The organism is Saccharothrix saharensis (assembly GCF_006716745.1).
GTDB lineage: Bacteria > Actinomycetota > Actinomycetes > Mycobacteriales > Pseudonocardiaceae > Actinosynnema > Actinosynnema saharense.
Map to the genome: position 1 here is coordinate 2,932,846 of NZ_VFPP01000001.1, position 16,351 is coordinate 2,949,196.

17 protein-coding genes are annotated in these 16,351 nt (G+C 68.4%); 16 read left to right on the forward strand and 1 reads right to left on the reverse strand.

Going from position 1 to position 16,351, the window contains the following annotated elements; genetic code table 11:
* The first annotated feature begins 70 nt into the window (after nucleotides 1–70).
* The 13 genes from FHX81_RS12100 to FHX81_RS12160 all read left to right on the forward strand — a co-directional run bounded on the left by FHX81_RS12100 (nucleotide 71) and on the right by FHX81_RS12160 (nucleotide 13,270).
* Nucleotides 71–1,291: a thiolase family protein gene (locus FHX81_RS12100; protein ID WP_141977930.1), complete on the forward strand. Its 1,221-nt coding sequence runs from the start codon at nucleotides 71–73 to the stop codon at nucleotides 1,289–1,291.
* Entirely contained in the window at nucleotides 1,288–3,399 is a 2,112-nt protein-coding gene (locus FHX81_RS12105) for a 3-hydroxyacyl-CoA dehydrogenase NAD-binding domain-containing protein (RefSeq protein ID WP_170232029.1), read from the forward strand. Before FHX81_RS12100 ends, FHX81_RS12105 begins: the two co-directional genes overlap by 4 nt.
* A gap of 66 nt (nucleotides 3,400–3,465) precedes the next feature.
* Entirely contained in the window at nucleotides 3,466–3,876 is a 411-nt protein-coding gene (locus FHX81_RS12110; protein WP_141977932.1) for an HNH endonuclease, read from the forward strand.
* 22 nt (nucleotides 3,877–3,898) lie between these two features.
* Nucleotides 3,899–5,305 (forward strand): plasmid pRiA4b ORF-3 family protein, encoded by a 1,407-nt coding sequence (locus tag FHX81_RS12115; RefSeq protein WP_211363470.1) that lies wholly within the window; start codon nucleotides 3,899–3,901, stop codon nucleotides 5,303–5,305.
* A 322-nt stretch (nucleotides 5,306–5,627) separates the two neighbouring features.
* Nucleotides 5,628–6,308, forward strand: a complete 681-nt coding sequence (locus FHX81_RS12120) for a hypothetical protein (RefSeq protein WP_141977934.1) — start codon at nucleotides 5,628–5,630, stop codon at nucleotides 6,306–6,308.
* A complete protein-coding gene (locus FHX81_RS12125; protein WP_141977936.1) occupies nucleotides 6,305–6,631 on the forward strand; it encodes a hypothetical protein in 327 nt (108 codons plus the stop codon). The genes FHX81_RS12120 and FHX81_RS12125 overlap by 4 nt, the downstream gene beginning before the upstream one ends.
* Nucleotides 6,628–7,392, forward strand: a complete 765-nt coding sequence (locus FHX81_RS12130) for a hypothetical protein (RefSeq protein ID WP_141977938.1) — start codon at nucleotides 6,628–6,630, stop codon at nucleotides 7,390–7,392. The genes FHX81_RS12125 and FHX81_RS12130 overlap by 4 nt, the downstream gene beginning before the upstream one ends.
* A 74-nt stretch (nucleotides 7,393–7,466) precedes the next feature.
* Nucleotides 7,467–7,892, forward strand: a complete 426-nt coding sequence (locus FHX81_RS12135) for a hypothetical protein (RefSeq protein ID WP_141977940.1) — start codon at nucleotides 7,467–7,469, stop codon at nucleotides 7,890–7,892.
* Nucleotides 7,893–8,011: 119 nt separating this feature from the next.
* Nucleotides 8,012–9,997 (forward strand): GmrSD restriction endonuclease domain-containing protein, encoded by a 1,986-nt coding sequence (locus tag FHX81_RS12140; RefSeq protein ID WP_141977942.1) that lies wholly within the window; start codon nucleotides 8,012–8,014, stop codon nucleotides 9,995–9,997.
* A 256-nt stretch (nucleotides 9,998–10,253) separates the two neighbouring features.
* Nucleotides 10,254–10,616, forward strand: a complete 363-nt coding sequence (locus FHX81_RS12145) for a PE domain-containing protein (protein WP_141977944.1) — start codon at nucleotides 10,254–10,256, stop codon at nucleotides 10,614–10,616.
* A 35-nt stretch (nucleotides 10,617–10,651) separates the two neighbouring features.
* Nucleotides 10,652–11,194 (forward strand): DUF3558 domain-containing protein, encoded by a 543-nt coding sequence (locus tag FHX81_RS12150; protein ID WP_246108248.1) that lies wholly within the window; start codon nucleotides 10,652–10,654, stop codon nucleotides 11,192–11,194.
* Between the two features lie 13 nt (nucleotides 11,195–11,207).
* Complete coding sequence (locus FHX81_RS12155; protein WP_141977948.1) at nucleotides 11,208–12,494, forward strand: PPE family protein; 1,287 nt, start codon at nucleotides 11,208–11,210, stop codon at nucleotides 12,492–12,494.
* Entirely contained in the window at nucleotides 12,491–13,270 is a 780-nt protein-coding gene (locus tag FHX81_RS12160; RefSeq protein WP_141977950.1) for an ESX secretion-associated protein EspG, read from the forward strand. Before FHX81_RS12155 ends, FHX81_RS12160 begins: the two co-directional genes overlap by 4 nt.
* A gap of 82 nt (nucleotides 13,271–13,352) precedes the next feature.
* Here the strand turns inward: FHX81_RS12160 and FHX81_RS12165 are convergent, their stop codons facing one another.
* Complete coding sequence (locus FHX81_RS12165) at nucleotides 13,353–13,649, reverse strand: hypothetical protein (protein WP_141977952.1); 297 nt, start codon at nucleotides 13,647–13,649, stop codon at nucleotides 13,353–13,355.
* 134 nt (nucleotides 13,650–13,783) lie between these two features.
* Between FHX81_RS12165 and FHX81_RS12170 the strand changes: the two genes are divergently transcribed.
* The 3 genes from FHX81_RS12170 (at nucleotide 13,784) to FHX81_RS12180 (ending at nucleotide 16,298) form a co-directional block, all read left to right on the forward strand.
* The gene (locus tag FHX81_RS12170) at nucleotides 13,784–14,626 is read left to right on the forward strand and encodes a helix-turn-helix domain-containing protein (RefSeq protein WP_141977954.1); all 843 of its coding nucleotides are present in this window, start codon (nucleotides 13,784–13,786) and stop codon (nucleotides 14,624–14,626) included.
* Nucleotides 14,623–14,811: a DUF397 domain-containing protein gene (locus FHX81_RS12175; RefSeq protein WP_141977956.1), complete on the forward strand. Its 189-nt coding sequence runs from the start codon at nucleotides 14,623–14,625 to the stop codon at nucleotides 14,809–14,811. The genes FHX81_RS12170 and FHX81_RS12175 overlap by 4 nt, the downstream gene beginning before the upstream one ends.
* 461 nt (nucleotides 14,812–15,272) lie before the next feature.
* Nucleotides 15,273–16,298: a hypothetical protein gene (locus FHX81_RS12180; RefSeq protein ID WP_141977958.1), complete on the forward strand. Its 1,026-nt coding sequence runs from the start codon at nucleotides 15,273–15,275 to the stop codon at nucleotides 16,296–16,298.
* Nucleotides 16,299–16,351 lie beyond the last annotated feature (53 nt).

Here is a 16,351-nt window from a genome sequence, read left to right on the forward strand (position 1 = left end):
TGTGTTACCGATCGGTAGGAGTCGCGCCCGACCGCTCGGGCGAATCGTCACCACAAGCGGAGGAGACGCCGTGGCCGCACCAGAAGCGCCGGCACGCGTTCGAAACGTGGTCTTCGTGGACGGCGTGCGCACGCCGTTCGGCAAGGCCGGCCCCAAGGGAATCTTCGCGGAGACCCGTGCCGACGACCTGGTCGTCAAGGTGATCCGCGAGCTGCTGCGCCGCCACCCCGAACTGCCGCCGGAGCGCGTCGACGAGGTGGCCATCGCCGCCACCACGCAGATCGGTGACCAGGGCCTGACCATCGGCCGCACCGCGGCGCTGCTCGCGGGCCTGCCGAAGTCGGTGCCCGGCTACGCCGTCGACCGCATGTGCGCGGGTGCGATGACGGCCGTGACGACGTCGGCCAGCGGCATCGCGTTCGGCGCGTACGACGTGGTGATCGCGGGCGGTGTCGAGCACATGGGCCGCCACCCGATGGGCGAGGGCGTCGACCCCAACCCGCGGTTCCTGTCCGACAAGATCGTGGACCCGTCCGCGCTCGTCATGGGCTCGACGGCGGAGAACCTGCACGACCGGTTCCCGCACATCACCAAGGAGCGCACGGACGCGTACGCGGCGGCCTCGCAGGCCAAGTACGCCGACGCGGTGAAGAACGGCAAGATCGGCCCGGAGTTCGTGCCGGTCGCGACCCGGTCCGCCGAGAACGGCTGGGGCCTGGCCACCGCCGACGAGCCGCCGCGCCCCGGCACCACGGTCGAGGACCTGGCGAAGCTGAAGACGCCGTTCCGCCCGCACGGCCGGGTCACCGCGGGCAACGCGGCCGGCTTGAACGACGGCGCGACCGGCTGCATCCTGGCCGAGGAGGAGACCGCCCGCGAGCTCGGCCTGCCGGTCGGCATGCGGCTGGTCGGCTACTCGTTCCTGGGCGTCGAGCCCGAGGTCATGGGCATCGGCCCCGTCCCGGCGACGGAGAAGGCGCTCAAGCGCGCCGGCCTGACCATCGACGACATCGGCCTGTTCGAGATCAACGAGGCGTTCGCCGTGCAGGTGCTCGCCTTCCTCGACCACTTCGGCATCGCCGACGACGACCCGCGGGTCAACCAGTGGGGCGGCGCGATCGCCACCGGCCACCCGCTGGCGTCCTCGGGCGTGCGCCTGATGACCCAGCTGTCGCGGCAGTTCGCCGAGCGCCCCGACGTGCGCTACGGCATCACCACCATGTGCATCGGCATCGGCATGGGCGGGACCGTCATCTGGGAGAACCCGCACTGGAACGGAGAGTCGAAGTGACCGCGTTGACCGCTGACGAGGCCAAGGCCCTGTTCCCCGACGAGGTCGTGACCCACGCCCGCACCAAGCTGATCCCGGTGCCCGGCCTGGACGGCCAGGTCGCCCTGATCACCATCGACAACGGCCACGACCACACCCGGCCGTCCACGTTCGGCCCGCAGTCGCTGGTGAGCCTGAGCGCGGCGTTCGACGAGGCCGCGGCGGCGTCCCCGGTGGCGATCGCGGTCACCGGCAAGCCGTTCGTGTTCGCCGTCGGCGCGGACCTCACCGCCGTCGAGGGTGCTTCCGAGCGCTCGCAGGCCGTGACGATCGGTCAGCTCGGCCACGACGTGTTCCGCAAGTTCACCGAGTCGAAGGTGCCGACCTTCGCGTTCGTCAACGGCGCGGTGATGGGCGGCGGCCTGGAGCTGGCGCTGTCGTGCCACTACCGGACGCTCGCGTCCAACGCGGCGGCCATCGCGCTGCCCGAGGTGTTCCTCGGCCTGTTCCCGGGCTGGGGCGGCACGCAACTGCTGCCCAACCTGATCGGCGCGAACGACGCGGTCACCGTGATCTTCGAGAACGCGTTGAACCAGAACAAGATGCTCAACCCCAAGCAGGCGCTGGACCTGGGCATCGCGGACGTGCTGTTCGACTCGGCCGACTACCTGGAGCAGTCGCTGCTGTGGCTGGCTTCCGTGGTGCGCGGCGACGTCGTGCCCGCTCGGCGCGAGATCGACCGCGGTGCGGGCTGGGACGCCGCCGTCGCGCGGGCCCGCGCGATCGTCGACGGCAAGACGAAGGGCGCGGCGCCGGGTGCGCTGAAGGCGTTGGAGCTGCTGGAGCTGGCGCGCGCCAACGACCTGGACGCCGGGTACGCGGCGGAGACCGAGGCGCTGGCGGACGTCGTGATGAGCGACGAGCTGCGGGCCGGGCTGTACTCGTTCAACCTGGTGCAGAAGCGGGCCAAGCGGCCGGCGGGCGCGCCGGACAAGTCGTTGGCGCGCAAGGTCACCAAGGTCGGCATCGTCGGCGCGGGGCTCATGGCGTCGCAGATGGCGCTGCTGTTCGCGCGGCGCCTCGAGGTGCCGGTGGTGCTCACCGACATCGACCAGGCGCGCGTGGACAAGGGCGTCGGGTACGTGCACGGCGAGATCGACAAGCTGCTGGGCAAGAAGCGGGTGTCGCCGGACAAGGCGAACCGGCTCAAGGCGCTGGTGACCGGATCGCTCGACAAGGCGGCGTTCGCGGACGCGGACTTCGTCATCGAGGCCGTGTTCGAGGACCTGGGCGTGAAGCAGAAGGTCTTCGCCGAGGTCGAGGAGCACGTCTCGCCCGAGGCGGTGCTGGCGACCAACACGTCGTCGCTGTCGATCACCGAGATGGCGTCGGGGCTCAAGCACCCCGAGCGGGTCGTGGGCTTCCACTTCTTCAACCCGGTCGCGATCATGCCGCTGCTGGAGATCGTGCGCGCCGGGCAGACCGACGACGCGACGCTGGCGACCGCGTTCGCGGTGGGCAAGCAGCTGAAGAAGTCGTCCGTGCTGGTGAAGGACGCGCCGGCGTTCGTGGTGAACCGGCTGCTGACCCGCTTCATGGGCGAGGTCGTGAAGTCGATCGACGAGGGCACGCCGTTCGAGGTGGCGGACAAGGCCACCGAGCCGTTGGGCCTGCCGATGTCGCCGCTGATCCTGCTGCAACTCGTCGGTCCCGCCGTGGCGCTGCACGTGGCCGAGACGATGCACGCCGCCTTCCCCGACCGCTTCGGCGTGTCGGAGAACATGAAGGCGTTCGTCGCCGCCGGGAAGACCGCCGTGTACCAGTGGGACTCGACGGGCAAGCAGACCGTCGACCCCGAGGTGCAGGCGCTGTGGTCGTTCGGCGACCAGCCGCTGACCGGTGACGAGGTCTTCGCGCGGGCGCTGGAGGCGCTGGCCGAGGAGATCCGGATCATGCTCGACGAGGGCGTGGTGGCGGAGGCGCAGGACATCGACCTGTGCATGATCCTGGGCGCCGGCTGGCCGTTCTGGCTGGGCGGCATCACCCCCTACCTGGACCGTTCGGGCATCTCCGAGAAGGTGACGGGCAAGCGCTTCCTGGCGCCCGGCGTCGCTTCCGTACCTGCCTGACCTGCCAGACCCCTGCGCCCCGGCTGTCGTGCGACGGTCGGGGCGCAGTGCTTTCCTGGTGGTCCGATGCCCGACACCGCACCCGACCGCGCGACCCGACTCGCCGAGGCCGTCCTCCGCGACGGCGACGACTGCACGTGGTGCCGCCGCCGGTTCGCCCGTCACGTCACGCCGACCACGGACCACCTGGTGCCGAAGGTCAAGGGCGGCCCGTCGTGGCTGGAGAACGAGGTCGCCGCCTGCCGCCGCTGCAACCGCGAACGCGGCCACCTCTCCCCCGTCGACTGGCTGACCGAGTGCGAACGCCGCGGCTGGCACCCCGACCGGGCCCGGGTGACCAGGGCTCTGGAATCCCTGTCCCGGGCCATCGCGGACCGGGGAGGTCAGCGCCGTGCCCGCCCCTACCTGGCCGCCCAGCTCCGCCGCTTGACGGACACGGCCGGCGGACGTGCGGGCGGTCCCTTCAAGTCCGGCTGACGTGGGTGGCACGATTGGGCGGGTGTCGAACGACGTCCAGCCCACTCTGTCCGACCTCCGCGCGACGCTGGCTGATCAAGGAGCTCCCGAAGAGGCGTTGCGGCTGGTCGACGCCGCCCGGGACGTGCCCGACGCGGTGGAGCGCCTGACCGCGGCAGGCTTCGTCCAGCCGGTGGACGAGCTCGCGATGGCGTTCCTCGACGGCTTCTCACCGCTGCTGGAGCCGGGTTGTGGACCACTGGACGCCGAGCTGTCCGCTTCCGAGTTCCTGGGCGCGATGGCCGAGAGCACCGATCCCGCGGACTTCCCGGAGATGGTGGCCGCCATGATCTCCGACGCCGAGGCCACGGGCAGGCCGGAAGCCCTCGCACTGGCCAGGGCGTTCGCGGTGCTCGCGCCGCCGGAGGTGCGGCCGATCGCGGCCGATGCCGCCGACCGCCTCGTCGCGAGCGGGCTGCGCGACCCGAAGTGGGCCAAGACGGTGGGCAAGCCGACCGTCGGCGCCTGCTTCGGCTACGCGGACCCGCGCGGCGCTCAAGAGGGGGTGGCGCTGACCTTCTCGTACGGACGCAAGTCGCACGTCCTCGTCCTGTTGATCGACCACGACCTCGGCGGCCTCAAGGACTGCTTCGTCAGCGACCAGCCGAAGCAGATCCGGGCCGGGTACGTCCACGCGGCCGCGGAGCTGGGCTTCCCGTTCCGGGAGTACACGCCCGAACAGGCGCGCGGGATCGTGGCGGACGCGCTCGAACGCGAGCCGTGCCCGGTCGAGCCGGACCAGGTGGAGGACGTGACGACGACCCTGGCGCTGCTCGAACAGCGGCTGGAACTGCTCCCGGAGGCCGCGCCGACCGCCCTCGACACCAGCGTGCACCGGCTGAAGGTCACCCTGCGCGGGTCCAAGCCGCCGATCTGGCGCCGGGTGGAAGTGCTGTCGTCCACGCCGCTGGTGCGCCTGCACCAGGTCATCCAGGACTTGTTCGCCTGGGAGGACTACCACCTCTGGGTCTTCGACACGCCGGAGGGCAAGTACGGGATGCCAGACCCGGAACTCGGCCACGGCGACGCCGCCACCGTGACCCTGGCCGACGTGGCGCGCGACCCCAAGGACCGCGTCGGCTACCTGTACGACTTCGGCGACGCCTGGGACCACGACATCCTGGTGGAGGGCGTCGTCCGAGCCGAACCGGGGGTCTCCTACCCCCGCTGCCTCACCGGCCGCCGTGCCGCACCGCCGGAGGACAGCGGCGGCATCTGGGGCTACGCGCTCCTCTGCGACGTGCTGGCCGACCCCGAGCACCCGGAGCACGCCGAACGGCTGGAGTGGCTCGAACTAAACTCCGCCGCCGACTTCGACCCGGCCGCCTTCGACACCGACGAGGTGAACGACTACCTCTCGCGCCAGGCGAAGGTGCCCGTCAAGCCGTGACGGACGCTCCGTCGTGCCGATCCGGCGGGTAACGCGCGCTCGCCGGTCACACGACCGGGCACGGATGGAGCATCGAGTCGAAGGCTGCGGGGTGGACGAGCAGTCGAGCGGGTGGCACGAGATCACGCAGCCGCGGTCACGCACGAGCGCGCCCGTCGTCACCCGTTCTCCCGAGCCCACCGCCTGCGCTGAAGGGTGAATCCCGGGACGAGGCCACTGGTCCACCTGAGCCGACGCTCACCAAGGATGTCGATTGCCTGCGAGCGGCTCCTGCCATCGGATACGGTGCGAACTCAGTTGATTACCGACCGCAGGGGGAGACGTGGGCGGCGAATTCAGATTCGGCTTCGAAGAGGGCGGCGAGGAGGATCAACGCGCTCGACCCTCACCCGAGCCGGAACCACAGCAAGACGTCCTGATCGGACGCGATCCGGACGGTGTGGTCACCGTGGCGGTGAACGACCTGGCGGAGGTTCAGTCGGTCACCATCGCCGGGCAGTGGCGCCAGTCGGTCGACCCGCGCGCCCTCGGCTCGGCGGTGACCCAGGCGGCGAACGCGGCCAGCGTGCAAGCCCTGGCCAAGCAGGTCGAGCGACCGGCGGAACCCACGCCCGCACAGCCGCCACCGACTCCTTCGCTCGAACGGATCACGCCCGAGCAGGCGTTGCGGTTGATGGACGCCGTCAGCGCCGACCTGGCCCGGTTCACACAGCGGATGACCGAGGTCGTGGACCGTCCGCTGACGCTGGAGAGCAGGGGCGGGCACGTCCGCGGCACGATCCACCGTGGACAAGTCCTCAACCTGGAAGTCGATTCCGCCTGGACGCATTCGGCTCGTGTGACGGAGATGCAGCAGGAGTTCCTGGAAGTGCTGCGGAACCTGCGCGCCCGGAGCGTTCCCGCCGATCTTGCGCAGGGACCGGAGAGCGCCGCCATCACCGAGCTCACCGCCCTGGTGAGTGATCCGAACACACTGCTGCGCCGAGTGGGGTTGCTGCCATGACCGATGTTCGCGTAGCCCTCGAAGCGATGCGGTCCGACGCCACCGCGTGGGCGACCGCCGCCGACAACCTCGACGGCCCATGCGCCACGATCGGCGACCTGGTCCTGACCGGCGCCGACGTGTCGCTGTGGGCGGTCGACCGCGGCTTGGACCGCACGTACAACGATGCCCGCCTTGCCCTCGAAGACATGCTCACCCAGGCGACCCAGGCGTTCCGCAGCCTCAGCGAGGCCCTCCACGCGGCGGCGAACACCTACGAAGCCGAAGAGGAAGCGAACGTGCACGCCATGAACAGCATCCACCCCGAGGGCGGCGGCCGATGAACCCGCTCGTGCTGGAGGCGAACAAGAAGTCGCAGGAGATCGAGGAGAACGCCAAGAAGTTCTTCGAGCAGGTCAACAGCGTGTTGAGCTGGGTCCCCTCGCCGCTGGAGTACCTCGTCGACCCCATCATCCGCGGCATGCAGCTGCTCAACGAGAAGCTGCGGGAGTTGTGGGACCGGATCAAGCTGCTGTGGGAGCAGCCCGGAGACTCGGACCGCCTCAAGCAGGTCGGCGAGCAGTGGGTGTCGCAGGTCGGCAACGCGCTCGGCGACATCGCGGAAACGATCGGGCTGGACAAGCTCCGCACCACGATCGAGTGGGAAGGCCGCGCCGCCCGCGCCTACCAGGCGACGGTGCCGCCACAGGCGGCCGGGCTGAACTCGGTCAAGGACGTCGCCGGGCAGCTGCGCTCGTCCCTGAACAGCCTGGCCAACTCGATCGACATGTTCTGGATGGCGATGGGTTTCGCGCTGGCTGGCTTGATCGTCACCATCGTCAGCGCGGTGGTCGCCGCGTGCACGCTCGTGGGCATCCCCGCGGCGATCACGTTCATCGTCGGCGGGGTGGCCGCGACCATCGGCGTCATCGCCGCGACGGTCATGGCGTTGGAGTCGCACGTCAACACGATCGAGACCGAGCAGTCCGCGCTCCGGCAGAAGATCCACGACCTCGGCTCGACGTGGGCCATGCCGAACACCGCGGACATGGCGGACGCGAGCGTCACCGACGGCGACGGCTCGGACTGGCGACCCGGCTCGTGACGCATCCGGGGCCGCCGCCGCGGTACGTTTGGATACCCCCTGCCCAGGCCCGGAGGATCCGAGGTCTGTGCGGCGTGCTCGGCGCGGCGGGCCTCGTCGCCTGCCTGGCGCTCGGGTGGGCGATCGTGGGGTTCGGTCGGGCGTTGCCGACGGCCTACCACCCGATCAACGCCTTGGTCTGGATCGCGGGGTGCGGTTCGGTGTTCGCGGCGCTCCTGTCCTCCGTGAGCCTGCTCGCGGCGCGGTCCTACGTCCGGGCCGAGCACCTCGACGTGAACGGGGCGAGAGCGGCGAGGCGCGCGCTGGCCGGCGGTTGGACGGGCGCGGTGGTCGTCGCCGTCATCGCTTGGTTCCTGCTGGTCATGACCGTGACGAGCGGTAATCGACAGGTCGGCTTCACCGGTGGTGTGTGGGCTTATTTGTTCCTCTTGGCCGCGCCTTCGGCGGCGGCGGGTGTTCTCCTCTTCCTCGGACGTGCCCTTTTCCCAGCACCCCGCTGATACCAGGATCGGCTCGCGATACCGGCAACTCACGGAAGGTCTGATCAACCGGATAACGGTGAAACACCATCCAGCGATGACACGTGCATCGTCGAACGCCCACGTCGGGAGCCGCCTGAATGCCTGTTGCCAAGACCGAACTCGAGGTCAGCGAACTCGTGCACCGGATCCAACGCAGCGAGATCAGGCTGCCGGAGATCCAACGCGGCTACGTCTGGAAGCCGACCCAGGTCGCCAAGCTGGTCGAGTCGCTCTACCGCGGCTACCCGTCGGGCTCGCTGCTCTTCTGGCAAACCGACGAGGCACCTCAGACCAGGGAAGCGGCGATCAGCGGTTCGGCCGAAAAGCCCGCTGTCGTACCGCTTTACCTCCTGGATGGCCAACAGCGCGTCACGTCGCTGCACCGGGTCTTCACCGATCACCCGCAGGCCGCCATCGTCTTCAACATCGAGACCGAGAAGTTCCAGAACCAGAGCGCGGCCACGGCCAAGGATCCCCGGTGGATCAAGGTCTACGACGTCCTCAAGCCCGAAGCGGATCAGTGGCAGCTCGTCGGTGAACTGCACGAGCGCAATCCGGGAATTGCCCCGAACGAGATCAGCAAGCGGCTGCAGAAGCTCGCCGCCATCCCCGGTCACAAGTTCCACATGGAGGTGCTGCGGGACTTCCCCTACGACGAGGTCACGCAGATCTTCGTGCGCGTGAACAGCGGGGGCCGCTCGCTGAAGACCTCGGACCTGGCACTCGCGACCCTCTCGGCGCGGTGGCCGGGGGTGCTGCAGAAGTTGGAGGAAGAGGCGAAGCACTGGGCAGACCGCGGTTACGGCGACATCGACGTCACGTTCCTCACCAGGGCCCTCACCGGCGCGGTGCTGGGACGGGGCCTCTCCGCCTGGTCGCACGCACGTCTGGTGGCGGCGACCGACGACGAACTCGACCGCGGCTGGGCCACGGTGCGGCGCGGGCTCCGGCACCTCGTGCCCCTGCTGCAGAACAACCTCGGCGCTTCGCACAGCAAGCTGTTGCCGTCGATGGTCGTCCTGCTGCCACTGATCGTCCTGCTCGGTGAGCGAGAGGCTGAACAGCTGGACGGCGGCACGGCCGACGCCATCCTCTTCTGGTTCCTGGCGGCCACGATCCGCAACCGGTACAGCGGGTCGACCGACACCCGGCTCGGGCAGGACATCCCGGCGGCCCGCACGGAGGACCCGGTGCGTCGACTGCTGGACAACCTGGGCGTAACCGGCGGCGTGTCGATCGGACCGGACGACCTCGCGGGCCGGACCGTCGGCAGCCCGTACTTCTTCCTGAGCTTCCTGGTCGCCAAGGAAGCGGGCGCCAAGGACTGGTGGGGCAGCATCGGCATCTCGGCGGCGGCCGAGGGCAGCCAGGCGCTGGAGTACCACCACATCCACCCGCAGGCCACGCTGAAGAGCCACCCCGAGAAGTACAGCAAGGGCGAGATCAACGACCTGGCCAACCTCGCCTTCATCTCCGGCAAGGCCAACCGGAAGATCAGCCACAGGTCGCCGCGGGACTACTTCCCGACACTGGGCGACCAGGAGCTGACCGCCCACCTCATCCCCGTGGACGAGGACCTGCGGGACGCGGACCACTACCGCTCGTTCCTGAGCGCGCGGCGGCGCCTGCTGGCCGACGCGATGACGGACCTGCTGGAGAGGTTCCGGCCGTCGTGGCTGTCCCCGGCGTCCGAGTCCACCGACCCGCTGTCCGGCGCCGTCCTCGAGTTCGAGTGGTACGACAACACGACAGGTGACGACGTCCTGCTCGCACGGGCACGCACGAACAGCGGCACGTGGTTGGGGACGATGTCCGCCGCCGACCTTGAGGACGTGGTCGCCGCCGCCGAGGCAGGGGTGGACGGCGACCTGGTCATCGCCGGCGAGAGCACCCCCGTCCGGGTCCAGGACGAGCTGCTCGAAGTGCCGATCGGGCCGTTCGTGGTCACCGGCACCCTGCCGGAGTGGCGCAAGGTGCTCGAGCGGGAGCGCGGCGACAGCCGTCCGATCGCGGCTCTCACGCAGCCGGAGGCCGAACGGTGGGAAGGTGAGCAACTGATCTTCCCCGTGATCAGCGCCGACTGACACGACCGGGTGTTCCGGCGGTGCTCAACCGGTGCCGAGACGACGGTTCCTCGCATAAAGATTACTTCATCAGGGTGAACACGCCGGGAAAATGAATTATCACCCGGTACCCGAGGCCACCTGTCGGGATACTTCACTCGCTCGTGGGTCGAGTCGTCCGGAACAACCACTCGGCGGCCTTGCCGCGCGGTAACCCGAGTACGCACAGCAACGTCTCACATGCGCACAGTGGTCAAGGCAGGAGGAGGGGAGACTCATGCCGTTCATGGCGAGCGGTGGCGGAGCCGGCGCTCCGGCAGCCGCCGGACCGGTCACCATGCAGGTCGAGCCGGGCCAGATCCTGGCCCTCAAGTCCCGCTATGAAGCCGTCCGCGACACGGTCCGGGACTTCTTGGAGAACCAGCGCGAGAACCTCCGTGGACGACCAGTGGCCGACGATGACGTGTCACGCGATGCAGCGAGCACCTTCGCGGACAACGCCGCGATGGCAATTGACGTGACCGCGAAGTTCATCTCCCAACTGAACTTGAGCATCGATCAACTCGACCAGGCAGCGAAGACCTACAACCTGGTCGAGGACGTCAACACCGTGACCATGCAGCAGGACAGGGGCATCTGAGCGTCATGCGTCGATCTCTTGTCGGTGTGCTCGCCATGCTGGCGCTCGTGTCGGCATGCAGTCCATCCGTGGGGACGCCGACTCCCGAAACGACCACCACAGCCGCAGCGGAGACGTCCTCGCCATCAGCCGAGCCATCGTCGGCACGACCGCGCGAGGTCAGGCTCGACGGTGTGCAGCCCTGCACGCTCCTGACGGCCGAGCAACTGCCCGCGCTCAAGATCGATCGCCAGGGCAGGCCGGTGACCAGCGATTTCTACAAGACCACAGCATGCTCGTGGTCTGTCACCGGAGCAGGCAACCGTCTGGTCCCCGTGACGAAGGAGGGCATCGAGGCGTGGACCGGTGGCGAACGAACCGGGCGGCCGACCGATATCGAGCCGATCTTCGGCTTCCCCGCGATCACCGTGACCGTGCCGTCCGATCCAGCCGCCTGCGACGTCATGGTCGACACAGCGGATGGGCAGTACCTCGTCGCCGCCTTCTCGGTCGATCAAGGCTTCGAAGATCGCTTCCCCGAGCCGTGTGACGGGGCGAGGCAACTCGCGAAAGCGGCTATGCAGAACTTGGTGAAGTGAGGGGGAGCACTCGATGGGTGGGATAGGCAACCACAACTTCGACGCGCAGTCGCACAAGCAGCTCTACGAAAAGATCCACAGCGGGCCGGGCCACGCGGCGGCTGATGCCGTGAACGACGCCTGGAACAGCTTCCGCGCGGTGATGGGCAACGCCAAGAGCGAGCTGGAGTCGGCGATCCGGGACGCGGGGGCGGTCTGGGTCGGCGCGGCTGGCGAGCGGTTCACCGGCAGCGCGGCTCCGCTGGTGCAGTGGGCCGAGGACGCCCGCGTCGCCGGCGTCGAGACGCACAACGCGTTCTCCGCCCAGACCTCCCACTACGGCGGCGCGAAGACGCGGATGCCGGAACCGGTCGAGGTCACCTCCACGGCGAACGACGACTTCCTCGGCATCCCGGCCGGTTTCACGCACCTGGTCGGCGGTCAGACCGACCAGGACATCCAGGAGCAGCAGGCCAACGAAGCCAAGCGCGAGGCGGTCCGGGTCATGAACGGCTACCGCGACGGCGCGTCGGCGGCGGTGAGCCTCCTGGGCACGTTCACGCCGCCGCCCCAGGTGACGACTCAGGTCACCGAGCCCACGTTCGAGCAGTCCGAGGCGCAGAGCCGGTACTCCCAGCAGTTCTCGGACGGCCGGTGGAGCACGCCCACTTCCACCGACCCCAGCCGGACCACCACGACCCTGCCGCAGCAGCCGGTGAGCACTCCCCCGGTCGTCGCGCCCATCGGCGGCGACACCAACACCTCGGCAGTCGGGACGACACCGGACGTCACGCCCCGACCGGGACCCACGCCGATCACTTCCCCGCCCTACACGCCCGGACCGCCGCAACCGCCGGTCACGGTGCCACCACCCGGCATGATCAGGCCGAACCCAACCCCGGGCTTCCACGACCGGCGGAACCCGTCCGGCGGCAACCCTCCCGGCAAGGGCACCGGTCCGGGCGTTCCCAAGGGATTCGGCGGTAACCCGCCTGGCAACGCGCCCAGGTTCGGCGGCGGTCTGCCCGGCGTTCCGGGCCAGCCCGGTCACGGCGGCCAGCCCTTCGGCCACGGCTCGTCCTCCGGCATCGCCGGAGACCAGCACGCCAACCGGGCCGGTACTGGTGGTGCTGCGGCAGGCGCGAGGGGCGCGGCGGGCAGCCCGATGGTGGGCGGCATGGCCGGCGCGCCGCAAGGCGGTCGGGGCGAGGACGACATCGAGCACAAGGCCGCGCCCTACCTGGAAGAGCTGGACGACGTGTGGGGTCAGGACTCCATGCCACGGGTCGCGCCGCCGGTGATCGGGGACGACGGCCCGTGAGGTTCACCCTGTCCCGGCTGGAGTTCGAGCTGTGCTGGGATCACCTGAAGCTGGGCGAGTACCCCACGATCCTGTCGATCCCCTCCCACGGCGCGACGTTGGACGAGCGCCGCGCGTTGTTCAACGACGCGTGGCGTTCACTGGAGGCACGCGGGCTGGCCGAGCGCGGCGAGGTGGACGCCCGCCTGGCCGGTTCGCTGGAGTTGCTGGCACGCCCGGAGCGCGAGGTCGACGCCCGCCTGCGACTGGACTCCGGCCCACGGGTCCGCGGGGTCGCGGCGGCCCGGCGCGGGCACGCGGTGTCGGCCGTCCTGACCGCGGACGCGCTGGTGTTGAGCCGGATCGACGAAACCGCGCTCGCCGCGTCGATGGTGTCGCTACTGCCTCCGCACCCGACACCCCGGTCACGGTCCATCAGCCTCCTCGCGTCGGGCCTGGAGCGTGCGGCGGCTGCCGCCGGTGAGTCCTCCACCCGTCTGGAGAACGCGCTGCGGGACACGGGCCTGCCCCGGCCTGACGCGCAGAAGATCGGCTCGGTGCTCGGCACCGTGCAGCGGATGGGCCAGTTCGGCGCGGCGGTCCGCCCAACCCTGCAAGGCCGACCAGGACCGAGGATGCGCGGACCGTACGCGGTGTCGTTCTACGACACACCGGAGGGACGGTGGCAGTTCACCCGCCGCCCGTCCGGTGACGGACGCGAGTGGTCCACCCTGAGCCCGGCCGACCCGCAACGGCTCGTTCACGCGGTGTCGGAGTTGTTGAGTCTCACCGGCTGATCGGGCTCGACGGACTCCTGATCGACCTGGTTGGTCAGGAGTTCCGCCATCGTCATGTCCTCGACGGGCTTCTCCGGTGTCATCACTTCTTCCGCTCGATACCGACGACGTCGAGGATGTGCTCCTCGCCGACGCCGTCGAACGGCATCAGGGCCAGCCGGAGATCGCTGCGCAGCGCGCACTCTGACGACTTGCACACGCCACACTGGCCCGCCTTGTCGAGCGGGTGCGTGCCCAGGCACGTGGTCACCGCGCCGACCAGCCGGTGCGTCTCCGCCCGCGCCATCTGCAACGACTTCCGGTCGGAGTTGTAGAGCACGCCGACCAGCACGGCCGCCAGGTGCCGCCGCAGCACTCGATCTTCCTCAACGGTGTTCATGCGGCGAGAATTTCAGTCTCGCACGGTTCCGACAAGGACCTAAGACCGCCCATTCGAGTGATGTTTCCGCAGTTCAAAGCTGCTTTGCTATGAACTGACCGAGATGTTTTTGCTACCTGCGCAAGGGATTGAAGATGGCACCAAAGCGGTCTGGCATCGCTACCAGGGGAATCGGGTTCGAACTGGAGCGACACCGCAAGGCAGCACGGATGACGCTGCAACAAGTGGCCGACCGGCTCGGAGTCTCCATCAGCACCATCAGCCGCCTGGAGAACGGCAAGCGTGCAGCGACGAGCGAAGAGGTGGCATCGATACTGGCGATCATCGGCGTGACGGGCGATGTCCGCCAACGCCTGCTGTCCCAAGCACGAGGCGGCAACGGCCACGGTCTGCTCGTCGCGCCCCTGTCCGCCCAGAGCCGGACCTACTGGGAGTTCGAGCAGCGGGCATCGAAGATCATCAATTTCGAACCGATCCTGATTCCAGGGCTGGCCCAGACGGCCGACTACTCCCGCGCAGTGATCTCCGCCCTCCAGTTTCACGAATCGGAGAGCGAGATCGAGTCCCGCGTGGCGAACCGCCTCGCCCGGCAAGCTCTGCTGACCCGCCGGCAACCGCCCGGACTCTGCCTGATCATGAACGAAGCGGCGTTGCGCCAACCGATCGGCGGCCCTGGCGTGATGACTCGGCAGATCCGGCACCTCATCGAGCTTGCCGAGCGCCCTGGCATCGCCGTGCACATCATCCCGAGCGATGTCGTGACCCACCCTGGCCTCAGCGGCTCGTTCGTGATCATGACATTCGAGAACTCTCCGACCATGGCCTATGTCGAGTCGCGGACCTCCGGCATGTTCCTGGACGACCCGGCAGCGGTGCACTTCCACCAGCAGACCGCAGACATGTTGCTGGCCGTGTCGCATGATGCGCCAAGCTCGGTGGATCTCATGCGATCCATCGCCGAAGGGAGCAGCGGATGATCCAGCTCGACGGCACGGCTCCGTGGCACAAGAGCAGCCACAGTGCGGGTGACGTGAACTGCGTCGAAGTGGCACTCGGAACGGACGCAGTGGGCTTGCGCGACTCGAAGGCTCCGGAAGCGGGTCAGTTCAGCGTGAGCGCGGACTCGTTTCGGGCGCTTGTGCGCGCGCTGAAGAACACCTGAGTTGCGAGCGGACTGGTCGGACGAGGTAAGTTCGGTCGATCACCAAGGCCCGTACCCGGCTTGAGTCGAGCCGTTACAACTGCCGTTCGCCCGGTATCCCCGGCTCAGTCGCGCAGCCGGGGATACCGGGGCCAAGGGAGGCCTGTTCTCGCGGGCACGGCCGCTGGTTACGTGGAGTGCGACATCAGCGGCGCTGCTGGACGCTGGTTTCGACGGCTGGCACCACCCGCCAGTCCGCCGCTACTGGCCTCTGGCCGACCTCGTCGATGACGTCGCCCCGGCATCTCCAGGTCGAACACCCATCATTCCGCGTCGTATGGACCCCTACCTGGGGAGATGCCTGAAGAAGCATCCTTGGACACCTGGTTCGTTCGCGCATGTCTACCGAAGGGATGACGCAGCACCTCCCAAGGACATATGGTCAACACCGACACGATCGAGTGAAGACCGGTGGGTGGCCAATGACGCTTGCACTGCTTGCGCCCTGCTACGGAAACCGTGAGACGCGTGAGCGTTTTCACAACACGATCGAAGGTTCTGTCGACTTCACCGAAAGCAGGTACCGGGATCTCCTGCCGCCAGCCGATTTCGACCGGCTCTTGTCGCTCCACCCGTCCGGCAAGGCCCACTTCTGGGGGGCCATCTCGCGTCATGACAAGCCGATGGAACGCCTTCGCGACGGCGGTGTTGTGATCTTCGTTGGAGAGAAGAAGGTCAAAGCCACCGGCGAGATCGGACACCTGTTCCGCAACAAGGGACTCGCCGACCTCATGTGGCGACAGCACGCCAATAGCGACAGCTTCGTTAACGTCTACAGTGTTCTGAACGTGCAGATCACCGACTACCCGATCACTGACCTGTGGAGCATCGACGGCTTCACTCACGGCGACTACGTCTATGGTCAACGTGTGGTCGACCACGAGAAGGCTGCCCGTCTCATACGCGCATTCCGACTCAACCCCAGTACGGCGGAAGCCGAACTGGACGCGAAGCTGATCGCGACAGCCGAACTGATCGGCACTTCATCCCGCGTCATCCCCGTCGAGCGGACCCACGTGGACATTGTCTGGCACGAAATCGCCGCACGGAAGTACGCACAGGAACGGGTGGAAGCCCAACTCGTAGCCGAATTCTGTGAATCCCAGCCGCACGTCGCCATGACGAGTTTCGTCACAGCAAGCGGCAAGCGGGCTGATCTCTACTACAGGATCGACTCCGATGTTGTTGTGGCAGAAGCGAAGAGCCTGAACACTCACGGCAAGGTTCGTGAATCGGTCGCCCAACTGCTCGACTACGCAGCAAGCAGCCCTGAACCGGTCACCCGACTGATGGCTCTTTTCCCGGAACGCCCCGACACAGAGGGTATCCAGTTCATGCACCGCTTGGGGATCGACTGCGTATACCGCTCCGCTAGTAAGGTTTTCACCACTGAGGAGGCGCCGCACGATCGCCGTCAGTACATGCATCCAATCTGGCAAGGCCGCTGAGCGAGCACCCGGAGATCCAAACGCGCAGCCGACACTTGCGCTTCGGCTGGACC

Excerpts from the sequence above, each read along its gene's own strand:
- FHX81_RS12110 (WP_141977932.1), top strand. The coding sequence starts at position 3,466 with ATGCCCGACACCGCACCCGACCGCGCGACCCGACTCGCCGAGGCCGTC.
- FHX81_RS12125 (WP_141977936.1), top strand. The coding sequence starts at position 6,305 with ATGACCGATGTTCGCGTAGCCCTCGAAGCGATGCGGTCCGACGCCACC.
- FHX81_RS12130 (WP_141977938.1), top strand. The coding sequence starts at position 6,628 with ATGAACCCGCTCGTGCTGGAGGCGAACAAGAAGTCGCAGGAGATCGAG.
- FHX81_RS12140 (WP_141977942.1), top strand. The coding sequence starts at position 8,012 with ATGCCTGTTGCCAAGACCGAACTCGAGGTCAGCGAACTCGTGCACCGG.
- FHX81_RS12145 (WP_141977944.1), top strand. The coding sequence starts at position 10,254 with ATGCCGTTCATGGCGAGCGGTGGCGGAGCCGGCGCTCCGGCAGCCGCC.
- FHX81_RS12150 (WP_246108248.1), top strand. The coding sequence starts at position 10,652 with ATGCTGGCGCTCGTGTCGGCATGCAGTCCATCCGTGGGGACGCCGACT.
- FHX81_RS12155 (WP_141977948.1), top strand. The coding sequence starts at position 11,208 with ATGGGTGGGATAGGCAACCACAACTTCGACGCGCAGTCGCACAAGCAG.
- FHX81_RS12165 (WP_141977952.1), bottom strand. The coding sequence starts at position 13,649 with ATGAACACCGTTGAGGAAGATCGAGTGCTGCGGCGGCACCTGGCGGCC.
- FHX81_RS12170 (WP_141977954.1), top strand. The coding sequence starts at position 13,784 with ATGGCACCAAAGCGGTCTGGCATCGCTACCAGGGGAATCGGGTTCGAA.
- FHX81_RS12175 (WP_141977956.1), top strand. The coding sequence starts at position 14,623 with ATGATCCAGCTCGACGGCACGGCTCCGTGGCACAAGAGCAGCCACAGT.
- FHX81_RS12180 (WP_141977958.1), top strand. The coding sequence starts at position 15,273 with ATGACGCTTGCACTGCTTGCGCCCTGCTACGGAAACCGTGAGACGCGT.